Source organism: Chromobacterium sinusclupearum (genome assembly GCF_002902845.1).
GTDB lineage: Bacteria > Pseudomonadota > Gammaproteobacteria > Burkholderiales > Chromobacteriaceae > Chromobacterium > Chromobacterium sinusclupearum.
Genome location: NZ_PPTF01000015.1, coordinates 1 through 15,481, shown reverse-complemented (window position 1 = coordinate 15,481; position 15,481 = coordinate 1). Strand labels below are relative to the sequence as shown.

The window sequence follows — 15,481 nt, the reverse complement described above, 5'->3', positions numbered from 1 at the left end:
GTGTACGTGTCAGTTTTTGCCGAACATCTGGGCCAGAGATTGGCCGAACGGAAGCTGGGGGCGGTTACGGTGTCTGAGCAGGGCCAGCGCCAGCAACAACAGCAGGGCATGGACCAGCGCGATGGACCAGACGCCGGTCTTGCCTTGCGCGATCCAGTTCCGGGCCACGGTGAGGCCGTTCTGGTAAACGAAGAATGTCAGCAAGGCAAACAACAGATTGTAGGTGTGGCCGCTGCGCGGGTTGTAGTAGGACAGCGGCAGCGCCAGCAGCGCCAGCAGGATGCAGCTGATGGGCATGGAAAGCCGCCACGCCAGTTCCGCCTTGTATTCCGGATTGCTGCTGCCCAGCAATTGCCGGGTGGGGATGGACTGGCGATTGCCGGCCGGGCCGGTGGCCATCTGGCTTTCGCCTATGCTGGCGGTATAGCGTTTGAACTTGCCGACCTGGTAATCGGCCTTGCCCGGGTCGCCTACGTAGCGCGTGCCGTCTTCCAGCACCAGCACCCGTTCGCCGTCTTTCTTGGTGGTGATGTAGCCGTGCTTGGCGAATACCGTGCTGACTTTGCCGTCGGTCATGTCCTGCATGAAAATATTCGAGGCCGCACTATTTTGGCCAGTGTAATTTTCAATGAAGTAAACCTTGGTGGCGGAGGAGGACTCCTTGAAGACGCCGGGCGCGATGGCGGAGACTTCCTCGCGCCGTTTAATGATTTCCGCGTAGTCCTGGCTGCGCTGGTCGGCCCATGGTCCGACGAATAGCGTGACGCCGGCTACCAGAATGGCCAGCGGCAAGGTAAAGCGCATGATGGGCCAGATCCAGTCGCGCAGCGACAGGCCCGCCGACAGCCACACTACCATTTCGTGGTCGCGCCAAGTGCGGGTGAGCACTACCAGAACACTGACGAAAACCGTCAAAATCATCAATACTGGAAAAAATCCCAGTGTCCAGAAACCGATCAGCGCCGTGATCGCCTCATTGGCGATCTGGCCTTCGGCGGCGCGGCCCAGCATGTTGATGGCCTGGGTCGATACGATAATGGCCAACAACACGACGAAGACGCCCAGGGCGGTGAAAGTCAACTCGCGTGTCAGGCTTTTTTGAAAAACCATTTATTCAGTGCCTTTTTGACTTTTTATGAAAAGCATTGTGATAATTCAATGAGACAATCCTGAAGCGCCATTTCCGGCAAAATCGGACCAAACAACAATCCTGCGTTCATTGGCGGCCTAGCCGTCCGTCTTCCCCGAGCTTAGACGGCCGTCATGAGGTGGGCAACGACACTCGTTCTACAGCGGAGTACCTATGGAATTTAACATAAAAAGCGGCAGCCCGGAGAAGCAGCGCGTCGCGTGCGTGATCGTCGGCGTTTACGAATCCCGCAAACTGACTTTCGCCGCGGATTTGCTTGATCGCATCTCCAACGGCTTCATCAGCGACGTGCTTCGCCATGGCGATATGGAGGGCAAGCTGGGCAGCACGCTGGTGCTGCATTCGGTGCCGCATACCCTGTGCGACCGCGTGATGCTGGTCGGCCTGGGCAAGGAGCGCGACTTCCGCGCCAAGGAATACCGCGAGGCCGTTCGCACTTCGATCAAGGCGCTGACCCAGACCGCCGCCGGCGAGGCGGTGAGCTATCTGTCCGAACTGACAGTCAAGAAACATGACGTTGAGTGGATGATCGAACAGGCCGCCGTGGTGACGCTGGACGCGCTGTACCGTTTCGACCGCTTCAAGAGCAAACAGGATGAGTCCGTGCGCGAGCCGCGCAAGCTGACGCTGGCCGTGCCGCGCCGCAGCGATCTGGCCGACGGCGAGAAGGGCCTGCAACGCGGCCTGGCCATCGGCAACGGCATGAAGCTGGCCAAAGACCTGGGCAATCTGCCGGGCAATGTCTGCACCCCGAACTATCTGGCCGAAGAAGCGCGCAAAGTCGCCGAAACCTTCGGCGCGGCCGCGGAAATCCTCGGCCCCAGCGAGATTGCCGAACTCGGCATGCATTCCTTCCTGTCCGTAGCCAAGGGCAGCGTGGAAGAGGCCCGCCTGATCGTGCTCAGGCACAACGGCGCCAAGGACAAGAACGATAAGCCCATCGTGCTGGTGGGCAAGGGCATCACCTTCGATTCCGGCGGCATCTCGCTGAAACCGGGCGAGGGCATGGACGAGATGAAGTACGACATGTGCGGCGCCGCCACCGTGCTGGGCGCCTTCCGCGCCGCGGTGGAAATGAATCTGCCGCTGAACGTCATCGCCATCGTCCCGGCCTGCGAGAACATGCCCAACGGCAACGCCAACAAGCCGGGCGACATCGTCACCTCCATGTCCGGCCAGACCATTGAAATCCTGAACACCGATGCCGAAGGCCGCTTGATCCTGTGCGACGCGTTGACCTATGCCGAGCGCTTCAATCCGGCCACGGTCATCGATGTGGCCACGCTGACGGGCGCCTGCGTCATCGCGCTGGGCCATATCGCCACCGGCCTGTACAGCAACCAGGACAGCCTGGCGCGCGAACTGCTGGCCGCGGGCGAGGAAGTGGCGGACCGCGCCTGGCATATGCCGCTGTGGGACGAATATCAGGAACTGCTGAAGAGCCCGTTCGCCGACATGGCCAATATCGGCGGCCGTCCGGGCGGCAGCATCACCGCGGCCTGCTTCCTGTCGCGCTATGCCAAGGCCTACGACTGGGCGCACCTGGACATCGCCGGCACCGCTTGGAAGGGCGGCAAGGACAAGGGCGCCACCGCGCGTCCGGTGCCGCTCTTGGTGCAATTCCTGCAGGATCGCGCCGACATCGCGCTAGGCAACGTGGTGCGCCGCGGCCGTCCGCGCCGTGAGGCGCCCGAAGTGGCGGAAGATGACCAAGATTGATTTTTACACCAATGTCGCCGACCCGCAGGAGTTTGCCTGCCGGTTGGCGGATACGGTGCAGCGCAAGAAGGAACGGTTGCTGATCTGGCTGGACAGCGAACGCAGCGTCGATGTGTTCAGCAACCGTTTGTGGAGCTTTGGCGATACTCGCTTCGTGCCGCACTGCAGGCTTGAGGTGGCGGAAGCGGCCGAGACGCCGGTTTGGCTGGCCGCAACGCTGCCGGACGATCTGGCGCATCCGGTGCTGTTGAACCTGGGACCGTATGTACCCTATGCATTCGAGCGGTTTACGCGCATTCTTGAAATCGTGGGGCGCGATTCGGCCTCGCTGGCGACTGCCCGCGAGCGTTTCCGCGCCTACCGAGAGCGAGGCTGCGAAATCGAACATCACGACATGAGTCAAACGCAGACATGACTGAGTCGCCGAAAGCCAATGAACCCGACTGGTCCGGATTGAATCTGCCGGTACTGACCGAGGTGGTGGACGAGCAGGCCGTGCCGACGCTGGCCGAAGAGGCCGGCATCGACGTGCCCGAGTTCGATTTTTCCTCTGAGTTGGACCTGCTGGAACATGAGCTGACGGAGGATCCGCCGGGGGCTGGCGGCGTGGCTCTGGAAATTCCCGAGCTGACGCTGGAGGATCTGCTGGCCGGCGAGGAGCTGGCGGTGGAGCCCGCCTCTCCCATGCTGGACTTCAGCTCCTTGCCCTCCTTGGAGCTGACCGACGCATCCGCTTCACCCGATGAACATACCGCGCTCGACTTTGTGCTGGAGCCGCGTGAGCCGGCTGCGACCACGCCGGGGCTGGAGGCTTTTGTCGAGGCGGCGGATCTGCAGCCGGAGTCTTTGCCGGACTTGCCTCCCGTTGCGCAAGACAACGTCCCGCTGCCAGAGCTTGCGCCTGCCGATCAAAGCCCCGCTAGCGAGGATTTGAGCTGGGACGACGTGGCTGCCGCCGCTGCGCAACTGCCTGCGGATGAATCCGGCGTAGCGGAGCTTCACGAGGCGCTAGCGGCCGAACCCGTGCCAGAGCTTGCGCCTGCCAATCAAAGCGCCGCTGGCGAGGATTTGAGCTGGAACGACGTGGCCGCCGCCGCTGCGCAATTGCCTGCAGATGAATCCAGCGTGGCGGAGCTTCAAGAGGCGCTTCTTGCCGAACCCGCGCCGAAGCTGCAGGCCGAGGCGACGCAGGCTTCGCTGGCAAGCCCGGCGGAACCGGGCGCGCCGCAGGATGATGCGGCCCAGCCTTTTGTTTCCATTCCCTTGGACAGCTTGCCCAGCGGCGTGTTGGGCGGCGGCATCGGCCGCGAGCCGGCACCTGAAACCGGCCTGGAATGGCTGAACGATTTGCCCAAGCCAGAAGGCCAGCCCGCAAGCGAAACGGCTCCTGAGGCGCCATCGCTGCAGGATGTGTTGCAGGAGGCGGAGCGAGTCTTGGCGGAAGAGCGCGCGCAACTGGCTGCGCAGGCGGACTCGTCAGCCGACGAGAACGCGGGGTCGTCTGTCTCCGAAGGCCTCCCCGCTATTCCGGACTCGCTGGAGGCGGCAGAAGCGGTGGCGGCGTTGGCGAACGAGCAAGATGCGCTTGAAGCAGTGGGCGAGGAGATCGAGCCAGCACAGGCTACTCCGTCTGAGGCGTTGGAGATGGACGCTTCCGTAGCCGAGGCCATGCCAGAGCTTGAAGAGTCCCTGATTGAGGCGCCCATTCCCGAATTGTTGGAAGTTTCCGACGTCGTATCCGAGCCGGGTCTAGCGGATCAAGATGGCGAGTCTGCTCTGGGCGAGCAGCTTGATGAGGCCATGGCGCTGCCAGAGCTGCCGAGCGCGGTAGAAGCTTCTCCGGATGTCCAGGCAGCCAAGGACGAGCCGCTGGTTGTTGCTGACGAAGCTGCGTCTGAAGCGCTGGCTTACGATGCCGTTGCCTTGCCCGAGCTGCCGGTGGTGACCGAAGTGGCGCTGGACGAGGCCGACTTGCCCGCGGCCCCCGTGGCTATTGTCGAGGAGGCTCCGGTCGGCGAGGCGGCCGCGTTGCCGGAGTCGCCAGTGAATGCGCAGCCGGCTACGGAAGCGTTGCCAGTTGATGCTATGGAGGGCTTGGGCGAGGAGGGCGTGGCGCTTGCCGAAGAGGCCGCCGCAGCCGCGTCGCTTACGCCACTGGTCGAGCAGGTGCCATTGCCAGAGCTTGCGAGTGAGGCGCTGGAGGCTGGGGCGGAGTCCGTTGCCGAATCTCAGTCCGAAAATGCAGCGCTCAGCGATATCTCTCCTGCCGAGGCGGAGGCGCTGCCTGAACTGGCCATCGACCAGCCGCTTGTCGAGCCTGAAGCGGTAATCGACTTCGGGCAGGCTGATGACGCGTCTGCTGCAGCGATTCAGACGTTGTATGAGCCGGTGCCGGAGCTTGCGCCGACCGATGCGATGGCCGGCCAGTTTGCGGCAGAGCCCGAAACGCGGATTGAGGCCGTCGATGCTCAAGCAGCCGGCGCTGCGCCGGAGCAGGCTCTGACCGAATCCATGGCGGGCGAGCTGGCGGCATTTGCCGAGCCGCAGCTGGAAACCGAAGTCGCCAATGATCTGGACGCTGCCGCTGTCAGCATGCTGTATGAGGGCGTGCCGCAGCCTGCGCCGCTGGAAGACGAAGACATGCCGGCCTTGTCCGGCTTGCTGGAGCGTGGACAAGAGCAAGCGGCGGCCGAGGCATCGATAGCCGAGGCTGCCGCGTTGCCCGTGTCTGTGGTCAGCGTCGCCGCCATGGCCTCTGCGGCGGCCGCTGGCCGGCCGCTTCCGCCGCCCTTGGACGAACAAGCCTTGTTCGAGTCGCTATACGAGCAGATGCTGCCGAGGATGAAAGTGGAGCTGTCGCTGTGGCTGCAGGACGCCATCGAAGTGCAGGCCAAGCAAATGCTGTCCGGCATGATGCATCAACTGAAAGAGGATTACGAAATGCTATTCAGCGACGCGCTGAAAGAAAGCCTGCGCGAGGCGCTGCATCATGCAGGCAGCGCAGGCAAGGACGAGGAGCAGCCATGAGCGACCGATTGTCGGATATTGTGACCCGAACCGGCGACGATGGCTCCACCGGACTCGGCGATGGCAGCCGCGTGGCCAAGGACAGCCCTCGGATTCAGGCATTGGGCGACGTGGACGAGCTGAACTCGGTGATCGGCGTGTTGTTGGCCGATCAACCGCCGCAGCCGATGGCGCAATGGCTGGCGGAAATCCAGCACGATCTGTTCGATCTGGGATCGGAGCTGGCCGTGCCGGGCTATAGCGCGCTCACCGACAGCCATGTGCAGGCCCTGGAAGGCTTGGTGGCCTTCATGAATGAAGAGCTGGGCCCGCTGAAGGAGTTCATTCTGCCGGGCGGCCTGCGCACGGCGGCGCTGGCCCACCAGGCGCGCTCCATCTGCCGCCGCGCCGAGCGCAGCATCGTCGCGTTGGCGCGGGAAGAGACCTTGTCCCAGCCCTTGCGCCGCTACCTGAACCGACTGTCGGATTTCCTGTTCGTGCTGGCCCGCTATCTGAATCGCGAGGGCGGGGTGCCGGATGTGTTGTGGAAGCCGGGGAGGGAACGCTGAGTCTTGGCTCAGATAGTCTGCGCGGTTTTGTTCGCAGCGCAAAGTCAAAACAGGCTGGTTGTCCAATGGGCAGCCAGCCTGTTTGGCTTGCCGGCCCTTGCGCATGATCGCAAGATCATGCCATACGAGGCCGCCATCGGCCCCTGGCCTGTAACGCAAGCGCGGCACGATGAGATGCGCCACGCCGATCCCAGCCGCAGTCTCCTCAGGAGGCCGACTCCTGGCCCCCCGCCGCACTCATGCTAATATAGGCTGATACCGCTGCGATCCAGTTCGTCAGCCATGACCAACAAAATCCGATAAAAACATGAATCTGATCAAGCTCATCAGTCCGTTCATCGCCATCGGCCTGGCCGTTGCTAGCCCGCTAAGCCACGCCGAACCAGAAGATCAGCCCTTGCCTGGCGATTTTCAGCCGGCGCCTGCCGCCAAGCCGCTGCATCAGCCGCGCGCCAAGGCTGCGACGTCCCACAGCGCCCCTAAAGCCACGCGCGCGCCGAAAGCCAAAGGCACGCATGCCAAATCTGGCAAGGCCCATGGCAAAAAACACGCGGCGAAAACGCACGAAGCCAAGAAACATCGCGCCAAGGCCAAGCCAGCCCACTCCGCCGCCAAAGCGCCCAAGGCCCGCCAAGCAAAAAAACACGCGCATAGGCCGGCGAAGGTGCATAAACACAAAGCGCATAAAAACAAAAAGTTAACTACCCATCCTCATCAAAAGCACAAGAAAAAACATTAAACCTCTTGTCAGCCAATAAACGGACAGGCATAATCCACATCTCTTCGCCGGTGTAGCTCAGTTGGTAGAGCACCTGACTTGTAATCAGGGGGTCGCGAGTTCGATTCCTGCCGCCGGCACCATATTCCACGGGCCTTGTAGCGATACAAGGCCCGTTTGTTTTTTCCGCAAATCCCAAACTTCCCCCGGTCAGTAGTTCGCTTTTCGTAGTCTCAATCCTGCCGCTCGCCCACTCTACGGCTGCGCAAAATCCCCTCGGCAGTGCTGCTCTCAAGCCGCGGGTGGAGACAGCCAAGCCAAGCTGACAGTTCAAGGAAATCGAAATCCGCACGCCCACCCTGGGCGACATGATGGATGCGGAAGAAGAGGCGTATTGGCCAGCGGGCGCGGGACAGGTGGAATGGCTGCTGCTGGCAAGCGAGGGCACAGGGCTGGAGGCCGAGACATTGAAACCCGTTACCGCGAGGCCACGGCTGACTTGGCTTGGCTGCGAGCTGGTCCGTCGCGAAGCTCGAGGACGGACAGCCTGGACCTGGCGGCGCACCAAACAAGAGATGGCCGAGCTGTACGCCTTGTTGACCTCACAAGCCCAGCAACGCCACTACGCAGTCCTGGCAGACACGCTAGAGCGCATTGCCCGGCAGCCAGGGCTTCATGGTGTCAGGACGCAATCCTGGGCGCTTTGCCAGGAGGCATGCAGGCTCGGCTACCCGGGCGAGCTGCCGCATCTGCATTACCTACAGAAGGTCAGCCACAGGGAGCATTTAATCCTTGCCGGCTAGAGTCAGGCCGGCCAGTAAACCCGTTTCAGCGGCAACAGCACGCGCGTTTCCAGGTCCATCGCCTCATAGTGTTCGAGGATGGCCTCGACAAGGTCATCCAGGTCCATCAATGTGATGGGGTTATTTGCGCGTTCGGCCTCGTAATAGGCTTCACGTGAGAACCCACCAGTGCTGACGTACAAACCCTTGTCCCCAGGGTGCCGGATGACGGCCAGAAAACCACGCACTTCCTGTGTCCCCATCTGGCCGCGACGATGCTTCACCTCGACGATGATGCGTGGCTGTTCAAAACCGAAGCCATCCGGCGAAGCAACAATATCCTTCCCGCGGTCGGGCCCCGAGGGCGACACGCGGGTTTTATACCCCATAGCACGCAGCAACCCTGCCGTCAGGTCCTGCATCTGCTCCCAATCGAGTTTGCTCACCCGGTCTTTGATGAACTCGAGGGACCTTGCTTGCAAATCCTGCAGGAGGTCCTCTTCCTCAAGCCCCTCGTCTTCCTCGCTTGCTTGTTGTGGCTGCCCGCCGCCCATCAGGGCTTCAAACTCACGGTAGATTTCTGCCGAGACCTTGAAGAGGGTCAATGTCGAACCCAGCGAGTTCTTGGCCTTGACCGTCAAGTCATCCCGCGCCACCTCGTGCAGCCACTCAATCTGGCGGTAGGTCGGAAACTCCCCCTCAAACAGGGTGGCGTCATACCGTGCGGCGCTGACAATCCTGCCAACCAGATAAAGACGGCGGGCACTGTCGTAGGTCACCACTTGGTCGCCGACTTGCACTTCGCGCACAAACCGGAACACCTGCCCTGCGGCGCTGCGCTGTTTGGGCTTTGAATCCTCCGGGTAAGCCTCTGCCATACGCTGCGAAAAGTCTTCGCGTGTGACAAGGTCCAAGGTATTCCCCGCTTCAATCCAGCCAATGGCGACGATGGCCCTGGATTTGAATTCCGGAGCAAGACGGCCGCCACTATCGGCGCGCACGAGCCAGGTTGAGCCCATAGCAATCCTTTTTTGACATTATTTTCACAACAGCCCGCATCAAATCCACGCTTCACCCAGGGCTTGCGCCTGCTGCAGCACCAGCTCCACGGCGCCGTCCTGCTGGTCCGGCGGATACTTGTACTTGCGCAGAATCCGCTTCACCATCAGCCTCAGCTTGGCGCGGACGCTTTCGCGCGCCGACCAGTCCACGGTGAGGTTTTTGCGCAGATTGTCAGTCAGTTCATGGGCAATCTTTTTCAGCGTCTCGTCCGTCAGCTCGCGCACCGCGGACTCGTTGTTGGCAAGGGCGTCGTAAAAGCGGATTTCATCTTCAGACAAGCCCAACGCTTCGCTGCGGTTGGCCGCTTCATGAAACTTCTTGGCCATCTCGATGAGTTCCTCGATGACCTGAGCCGTTTCAATGGAGCGGTTCTGGTAGCGCTTCACCACATTAGCCAGCATTTCGGAGAACTTCTTCTCCTGCACCACGTTGCCGGAGAAGCGGCTTTTCACTTCGCCTTCCAGCAGGCGCTCCAGCAGCTCTACCGCCAGGTTGCGCTCAGGCAGATTGCGCACCTCCGCCAGAAAGGCTTCATCCAGGATGCCAATATTGGGTTTATCGAGGCCAACGGCTTCGAAGACATCCACCACTTCGTCGGACACCACCGCCGAGCCGATGATTTGGCGGATAGCCAGCTCCCGCTCTTCATCGGCGCGCTTCTGCTGGCTGATATCGCGCTTGGTCAGAATGACCTTGACCGCCTGCATGAACGCCACTTCCTCGCGCAGGGCCTTGGCTTCGTCCAGCGTGCAGCACAGCGTGAAGGCCTTGCTCATCGCCAGCGCGGCATCGGCGAAGCGCTTCTTGCCATCCTCCAGCCCCAGAATATGGTTGGCTGCGCCGGCCAAGCATTTGTGGCCCGCCGTCAGGAAGTCGCTATAGTCGTAGCCATGCAGCATGCTCTGCAGGATGTCGAGCTTCTCCGCCAGGATGGCATAGGCTTCGGCGGCATCCACGGTCGGCTTGCCGCGGCCATTGCTAGCGGTGTATTCCTTGAGCGCCGATTTCAGCTCGTTGGCGATGCCGATATAGTCCACCACCAGGCCGCCTTGCTTGTCCTTGAACACCCGGTTGACCCGCGCGATGGCCTGCATCAGGTTGTGGCCCTTCATCGGCTTGTCCACATACAGGGTATGCACGCAAGGCGCGTCGAAGCCGGTGAGCCACATGTCGCGCACGATGACCAGGCGCAAAGGGTCGGCGGGGTCTTTGAAGCGTTTTTCCAGGCGTTTCTTGGTTTGATGGTTGTAGATGTGCGGCCGCAGCAGCGCTTTGTCGCTGGCCGAGCCGGTCATCACAATCTTGATGACGCCTTTTTCCGGGTCGGCATCATGCCAGTCCGGACGCAGCCTGATGATTTCGTTGTAGAGGTGGACACAGATGTCGCGGCTCATGGCCACCACCATGGCCTTGCCGTTCTGCGCCTTGCAGCGTTCCTCGTAGTGGGCCACCAGGTCCGCCGCCACCGCTTCGATGCGCGGTTCCGCGCCAACCACCTTTTCCAGGGCCGCCCAGCGGCTCTTCAACTTGGCCTGCTGGCTTTCCTCTTCATCCTCGGCCAGCTCGTCCACTTCCTCGTCTATCAACGGCAGCTCGTCCGCCTTGAGCGACAGCTTGGCCAGGCGGGATTCAAAGTAGATGGCCACCGTGGCGCCGTCCTCCTTGGCCTGCTGCATGTCGTAGACGTGGATATAGTCGCCAAACACCGCCCGGGTGTCGCGGTCCTCGCTGGACACCGGCGTGCCGGTGAAAGCGACGAAGGTGGCGTTGGGCAAGGCATCGCGCAGATGCTGGGCATAACCCACCTGATACACGGCGTGCGGCTCGGCCGCCCGCTGGAGCTTATCGTCATTGGCGGCGGTTTTCGGGGCCTTCAGCGTCTTGAGCTTGGCCTCAAAGCCATACTGGGTGCGATGCGCCTCGTCGGCGATGACCACGATATTGCGGCGGTCGGACAGCATGGGGAAGCTGTCTTCATCCTCGCCGGGCATGAACTTCTGGATGGTGGCGAACACAATGCCGCCGGAAGGCCGGTTGGCCAGCTTGGCGCGCAAGTCCTGGCGTGTGGCTACCTGCACCGGCTGCTCCCGCAGCAGGTCCTGCGCCAGCGAGAACACGCCAAACAGCTGCCCGTCCAGGTCGTTGCGGTCGGTAATCACCACGATGGTTGGGTTTTCCATCGCGGCGTCCTGCATCACCCGCGCGGCGAAACAGGTCATGGTGATGCTCTTGCCGCTGCCCTGGGTATGCCACACCACGCCGCCCTTGTGGCTGCCGCCGGGGCGGGAAGACATCACCACCTGCTGAATGGCGGCGCGCACCGCGTGAAACTGGTGGTAGCCGGCAATCTTCTTCACCAGCTTGCCGTCATCCTCAAACAGCACGAAGAAGCGCAGATAATCGAGCAGATAGGCCGGCGCCAGCACGCCGCGCACCAGAGTTTCCAGTTCGTTGAACTGCCCCAGCGGGTCCAGCGTGACGCCATCGATGGTGCGCCACTGCATATAGCGCTCGGCATTGGCCGACAGCGAACCCATGCGGGCTTCGGAACCATCGGCAATCACCAGGATTTCGTTGTACTGGAAAACATCCGGTATCTGTTCCTTGTAGGTCTGAATCTGCTCGTAGGCTTTCCAGATATCGGCGTTTTCATCCGCCGGGTTCTTCAGCTCCAGCAGCGCCAGCGGCAAGCCATTCACAAACAGAATGATGTCCGGGCGGCGGCTGTGGCGCGGCCCCTTGATGGCGAATTGGTTCACCGCCAGCCATTCATTGGCGGCCGGGTTGGCCCAGTCGATGAGGCGCACAAAGTCGCCGCGCATTTCGCCGTCTTTCTGCACCTCCACCGGCACCCCGCCCACCAGCAACTGGTGGAAACGGCGGTTAGCGGACAGTAGGGCTGGGATGCCCAGCTCCTGCACCTGGCGCAGCGCATCCTCGCGCGCCGCCAGCGGAATGCCCGGGTTGAGCCGGGCCATGGCGCTACGCAGCCGCTCCAGCAACAGCACCTGGCGGTAGTCGGCCCGCTCGCAATCAGGGCCTTCCGGCGCCAGGTCCGGGCCAAACAGACGGGTGTAGCCGACGTCTTCCAGCCAGCCTAGGGTTTCCTGTTCCAGTTGGTCTTCGGTCATGGTGTTCTCAGGCAATGAGCGCTTCCGCCTCGGGCAGGCGGAGTTGGCCGGAAATCAGGCGGGGGAGAAGGGTGTCGCGAATTTCTGCCAACCGTTGCACTTGGGTCAGATGGCTACGGTCAATCATTGGGCACACGATACTGGCAAATGCAGAAAGAACCTCATCAGATGGAACCGCAACAGGCTCCGCCTCAAGGAAGTGAGTTGTTTGGAAATTGGCTATGCCAGTGCTCTGGTTTTGATATTCCCAAGTTTTCCCTTGTGCATAAATGTAGGTAAGGTGTTGCCCTAAGAGAATCCCAATGTGTTCGGATTGGGGGCGCAACAACCTACAGAAACTTGCAGGCTCTACTGGGCAGTCGAACTGTTGGAGCAGGCCTTCTGTTAAAAATAAGGAACGACCAGTCGGCTGGTCTTTGCTACCACCAGAAACCTCCAAGACAATATCTCCGGCTTGGAGCTTTCGAGTCGCCAGCTTCTTGGCAGAGGTATATCGAATTGGAACTCGACTATCTGCTCCACGCTGTAAGTCTGGAATATCAGTTCCTCGAATAATTGCCACTCTCATCTCATTTTTGGCGTCCGGCTCCTCACTTCCCCAATCACCACCGATGGTATGGGAAAGAAGCTGCCCGAATCGAATCAACCGCCACCCCCTCGGCACCAGCCCCAGCTCCGACTCCTCGAATCCATCCGGGAACAGCGCCGCCGTGGCTTCGTCCATGCCTTCCGGGGCGCGGCCTTCCATTTTGGCGCGCACGGGGTCGAAATCGACAAACCAGGATTTGAACAAGGCTTGGGCGATGGCTTCCAGCGTGGCGTTGGTTTCGCGCAGGAGGGTGATGCGGTCATCAAGGGACTCAAGGAAACTTCCAATTTCCCTTTGAACTTCCACCTCAGGAACTTGAATCGGAAACGACTTGATTAGCTTGCCATTTAGGTTTTGTTGAGCACCGCCGTTCTTTAAGTCGACAAGCGCCTTGTAGCTTGCTTTAAGGTAATAGTAGATGAACCTGTAATCTGCTTTAGATGGGTCAATTACCAGGTTGCAGCAAGCTTGATTTGTCGTCAAAGGAACCTTGGTGATTGCCACTCGGCCGGCAGTATCCCCATTGCCGTACATCGCAACGACAACGGAATTTACGGGAACTATCTTTGCCGAGGAAGCGGCAAGGCCTGCTTCTGAAATGGTTTCTTCTGTGGAGTAAATTTTCGTATAGTTAACCTCCTTGGTTCGAAGCCAAGGAATATCTCCGCCGTAGTATTCAGACTTGGTGGAGGCCGGTGTGCCTCCAGAGAAAACGCGACTACATACCGCTCCTATGGTGCTTTCTTTCCACTCAGAACTCATACCCCAGCCCCCCCAGCTTCTGACGAATCAAGGCATCCAGTTCCGCACCCTTGGCCATCTGCTCGCCCAGTTGTTCTGTCAGCTTCTGCATCTTGTCGGCAAAGGCTTCGTCGTCGTCTTCCACTTCTTCTGCGCCGACATAGCGGCCCGGTGTCAGCACATGGCCGTGCTCGGCAATTTCGGCCAGCTTGACGCTGCGGCAGTAGCCGGGGATGTCTTGATACTCGCCAGCCTCGGCCTCGCCGCGCCAGGCGGCGACGGTCTGGGCGATGCGCTCTATGGTGTCGTCGGTCAGCTCGGCCTGCACCCGCGAAATCATCGTCCCCAACTTGCGCGCGTCGATGAACAGCACTTCGCCCTGGCGGGTGGTTTTCTGCTTGGCCAGGAACCATAGGCAGGCGGGAATCTGGGTGTTGAAGAACAATTGGCCGGGTAGGGCAATCATCACTTCCACCACGTCCGCGTCCACCATGGCGGCGCGGATGACGCCTTCGCTGTTCTGACTGGAGGACATGCTGCCGTTGGCCAGCACGATGCCGGCGCGGCCATTCTGCTTGAGGTGGTGCAGCATGTGCTGCAGCCAGGCGTAGTTGGCGTTGCCTTGCGGCGGCGTGCCGTATGCCCAGCGCGGGTCGCCTTCCAGGCTGCCGTGCCACCAGTCGCTGATATTGAACGGCGGGTTGGCCAGGATGAAGTCGGCGCGCAGGTCCGGGTGCTGGTTGCGGGTGAAGGTGTCGCCGGGCTCGCGGCCCAGGTTGTAGTCTATGCCGCGAATGGCCAGGTTCATCGCCGCCAGCCGCCAGGTGGTGGGGTTGGATTCCTGGCCGTAGATGGACACGTCGCCCAGTTTGCCGCCGTGGGCTTCGATGAATTTTTCCGACTGCACGAACATGCCGCCGGAGCCGCAGCAGGGGTCGTACACCTTGCCGTGGTGCGGCGCCAGCACGGCCACCAGGGTCTTGACGATAGAGGCCGGGGTGTAGAACTGGCCGCCCTTTTTGCCCTCGGCGCTGGCGAACTGGCCGAGGAAGTATTCGTAGACCTGGCCCAGCACGTCGCGCGCCTGGCTGGCATCTTCGCCAAAGCCGATGGTGGAAATCAAATCCACCAGCTCGCCCAGCTTGCCATCCGGCAGTTGGGCGCGAGCGTAGCGCTTGTCCAGAATGCCCTTGAGCTTGGGATTCTCGCCCTCGATTTCGGCCAGGGCATTATCCACCCGTTTGCCGATATCGGTTTGTTTGGCCGCGGCGCGCAAGTTTTCCCAGCGGGCCGCTTCCGGCACCCAGAAGACGTTCACCGCCGTGTAGTAGTCCCGGTCGTCCAGCTCTTCCGCCAGCAGCTCATCATCGCAATCGTGCAGGAAGTATTCGTCGCTCTCGTCGGCGAAGCGCTTCTTCAATTCGGCCTGCCGGGCGGCGAAAGTGTCGGAGATGTACTTGAGGAAGATAAGGCCAAGGACGAGGTGCTTGTATTCGGCGGCATCCATATTGGCGCGCAGCTTGTCAGCCGCGGCCCAGAGGGTCTTCTTGATATCGTCAAGCATGGGTATGGGTATTTCCGTTCAAAAATCGCAGGAACGCGTGGCGCATGCCCGCATCAGCATTCAATAGGCCGCTATTTTACGCTATATGGGATTTCACCGGGCGACGGGATGCGAGGATGGCGCCTTGGGGCGTGCAGATGAAAGGCGAACGATATATTTCGCCCGTCAGGCTGTCAGCCCAGCCGCCTCCAGGGCAGCGAAAGGCGCGACAATTGGACGGCAATAAAAGTTGCAACCAGCGCGGCATGCCGGCTCGCGCAACAGCGGTTTTGCATTTGAATCCAAGACTGAAGCCAAGGCATGGGCGGCTGCCATAGGGGCTGTTGACGTTTGGTGGGCGGTCGCGCCGGGATGCATTTTGCGACGAATCGAGGCGTTTCGCGCGCCGCATAGTCATTCTCTGCCAGCGCGGAACAACGAAGAGTCGGCGCGAAAGGCGCCCGGCCCTGC

At 61.1% G+C, this 15,481-nt stretch carries 11 protein-coding genes and 1 tRNA gene; 7 read left to right on the top strand and 5 right to left on the bottom strand.

Annotated elements, in window-relative coordinates:
- Positions 1–9 precede the first annotated feature (9 nt).
- Positions 10–1,110 (bottom strand): LPS export ABC transporter permease LptF, encoded by a 1,101-nt coding sequence (gene lptF / locus C2134_RS03870; protein ID WP_103317677.1) that lies wholly within the window; start codon positions 1,108–1,110, stop codon positions 10–12.
- Positions 1,111–1,303: 193 nt separating this feature from the next.
- On the opposite strand from lptF, the gene C2134_RS03865 reads away from it, so the two are divergent.
- The 7 genes from C2134_RS03865 to C2134_RS03835 all read left to right on the top strand — a co-directional run bounded on the left by C2134_RS03865 (position 1,304) and on the right by C2134_RS03835 (position 7,965).
- Positions 1,304–2,869, top strand: coding sequence for a leucyl aminopeptidase (locus C2134_RS03865; RefSeq protein ID WP_103317675.1), 1,566 nt, complete (start codon positions 1,304–1,306; stop codon positions 2,867–2,869).
- Complete coding sequence (locus C2134_RS03860) at positions 2,856–3,284, top strand: DNA polymerase III subunit chi (protein ID WP_103317673.1); 429 nt, start codon at positions 2,856–2,858, stop codon at positions 3,282–3,284. The genes C2134_RS03865 and C2134_RS03860 overlap by 14 nt, the downstream gene beginning before the upstream one ends.
- On the top strand, positions 3,281–5,896 hold the full coding sequence (locus tag C2134_RS03855) for a ribonuclease E domain-containing protein (protein WP_103317671.1): 2,616 nt from the start codon (positions 3,281–3,283) through the stop codon (positions 5,894–5,896). Before C2134_RS03860 ends, C2134_RS03855 begins: the two co-directional genes overlap by 4 nt.
- A complete protein-coding gene (locus C2134_RS03850; RefSeq protein ID WP_103317669.1) occupies positions 5,893–6,444 on the top strand; it encodes a cob(I)yrinic acid a,c-diamide adenosyltransferase in 552 nt (183 codons plus the stop codon). The genes C2134_RS03855 and C2134_RS03850 overlap by 4 nt, the downstream gene beginning before the upstream one ends.
- A gap of 307 nt (positions 6,445–6,751) precedes the next feature.
- Positions 6,752–7,183, top strand: a complete 432-nt coding sequence (locus tag C2134_RS03845) for a hypothetical protein (RefSeq protein WP_103317667.1) — start codon at positions 6,752–6,754, stop codon at positions 7,181–7,183.
- A 46-nt stretch (positions 7,184–7,229) separates the two neighbouring features.
- Positions 7,230–7,305: transfer RNA gene (locus tag C2134_RS03840), tRNA-Thr, on the top strand.
- A gap of 228 nt (positions 7,306–7,533) precedes the next feature.
- Positions 7,534–7,965, top strand: coding sequence for a hypothetical protein (locus C2134_RS03835; protein ID WP_146042090.1), 432 nt, complete (start codon positions 7,534–7,536; stop codon positions 7,963–7,965).
- 2 nt (positions 7,966–7,967) lie between these two features.
- On the opposite strand, the gene C2134_RS03830 is transcribed toward C2134_RS03835, so the two are convergent.
- From C2134_RS03830 to C2134_RS03815, 4 genes are read right to left on the bottom strand one after another with little or no spacing between them, the layout of a single operon-like run.
- Positions 7,968–8,963 carry a restriction endonuclease gene (locus C2134_RS03830; RefSeq protein ID WP_103317663.1) on the bottom strand — a complete coding sequence of 332 codons (996 nt, stop codon included), beginning with the start codon at positions 8,961–8,963 and terminating at the stop codon, positions 7,968–7,970.
- A gap of 39 nt (positions 8,964–9,002) precedes the next feature.
- Positions 9,003–12,137, bottom strand: a complete 3,135-nt coding sequence (locus tag C2134_RS03825) for a type I restriction endonuclease subunit R (protein ID WP_103317662.1) — start codon at positions 12,135–12,137, stop codon at positions 9,003–9,005.
- Positions 12,138–12,144: 7 nt separating this feature from the next.
- Positions 12,145–13,488 (bottom strand): restriction endonuclease subunit S, encoded by a 1,344-nt coding sequence (locus tag C2134_RS03820; protein WP_103317660.1) that lies wholly within the window; start codon positions 13,486–13,488, stop codon positions 12,145–12,147.
- Positions 13,478–15,031 carry a class I SAM-dependent DNA methyltransferase gene (locus C2134_RS03815; protein WP_103317658.1) on the bottom strand — a complete coding sequence of 518 codons (1,554 nt, stop codon included), beginning with the start codon at positions 15,029–15,031 and terminating at the stop codon, positions 13,478–13,480. The genes C2134_RS03820 and C2134_RS03815 overlap by 11 nt, the downstream gene beginning before the upstream one ends.
- Between the last annotated feature and the right edge of the window lie 450 nt (positions 15,032–15,481).

Coding starts and splice junctions, on each gene's coding strand:
- C2134_RS03860 (WP_103317673.1), top strand. CDS start 2,856: ATGACCAAGATTGATTTTTACACCAATGTCGCCGACCCGCAGGAGTTT.
- C2134_RS03830 (WP_103317663.1), bottom strand. CDS start 8,963: ATGGGCTCAACCTGGCTCGTGCGCGCCGATAGTGGCGGCCGTCTTGCT.
- C2134_RS03820 (WP_103317660.1), bottom strand. CDS start 13,488: ATGAGTTCTGAGTGGAAAGAAAGCACCATAGGAGCGGTATGTAGTCGC.
- C2134_RS03850 (WP_103317669.1), top strand. CDS start 5,893: ATGAGCGACCGATTGTCGGATATTGTGACCCGAACCGGCGACGATGGC.
- lptF (WP_103317677.1), bottom strand. CDS start 1,110: ATGGTTTTTCAAAAAAGCCTGACACGCGAGTTGACTTTCACCGCCCTG.
- C2134_RS03825 (WP_103317662.1), bottom strand. CDS start 12,137: ATGACCGAAGACCAACTGGAACAGGAAACCCTAGGCTGGCTGGAAGAC.
- C2134_RS03855 (WP_103317671.1), top strand. CDS start 3,281: ATGACTGAGTCGCCGAAAGCCAATGAACCCGACTGGTCCGGATTGAAT.
- C2134_RS03815 (WP_103317658.1), bottom strand. CDS start 15,031: ATGCTTGACGATATCAAGAAGACCCTCTGGGCCGCGGCTGACAAGCTG.
- C2134_RS03865 (WP_103317675.1), top strand. CDS start 1,304: ATGGAATTTAACATAAAAAGCGGCAGCCCGGAGAAGCAGCGCGTCGCG.
- C2134_RS03835 (WP_146042090.1), top strand. CDS start 7,534: ATGGATGCGGAAGAAGAGGCGTATTGGCCAGCGGGCGCGGGACAGGTG.
- C2134_RS03845 (WP_103317667.1), top strand. CDS start 6,752: ATGAATCTGATCAAGCTCATCAGTCCGTTCATCGCCATCGGCCTGGCC.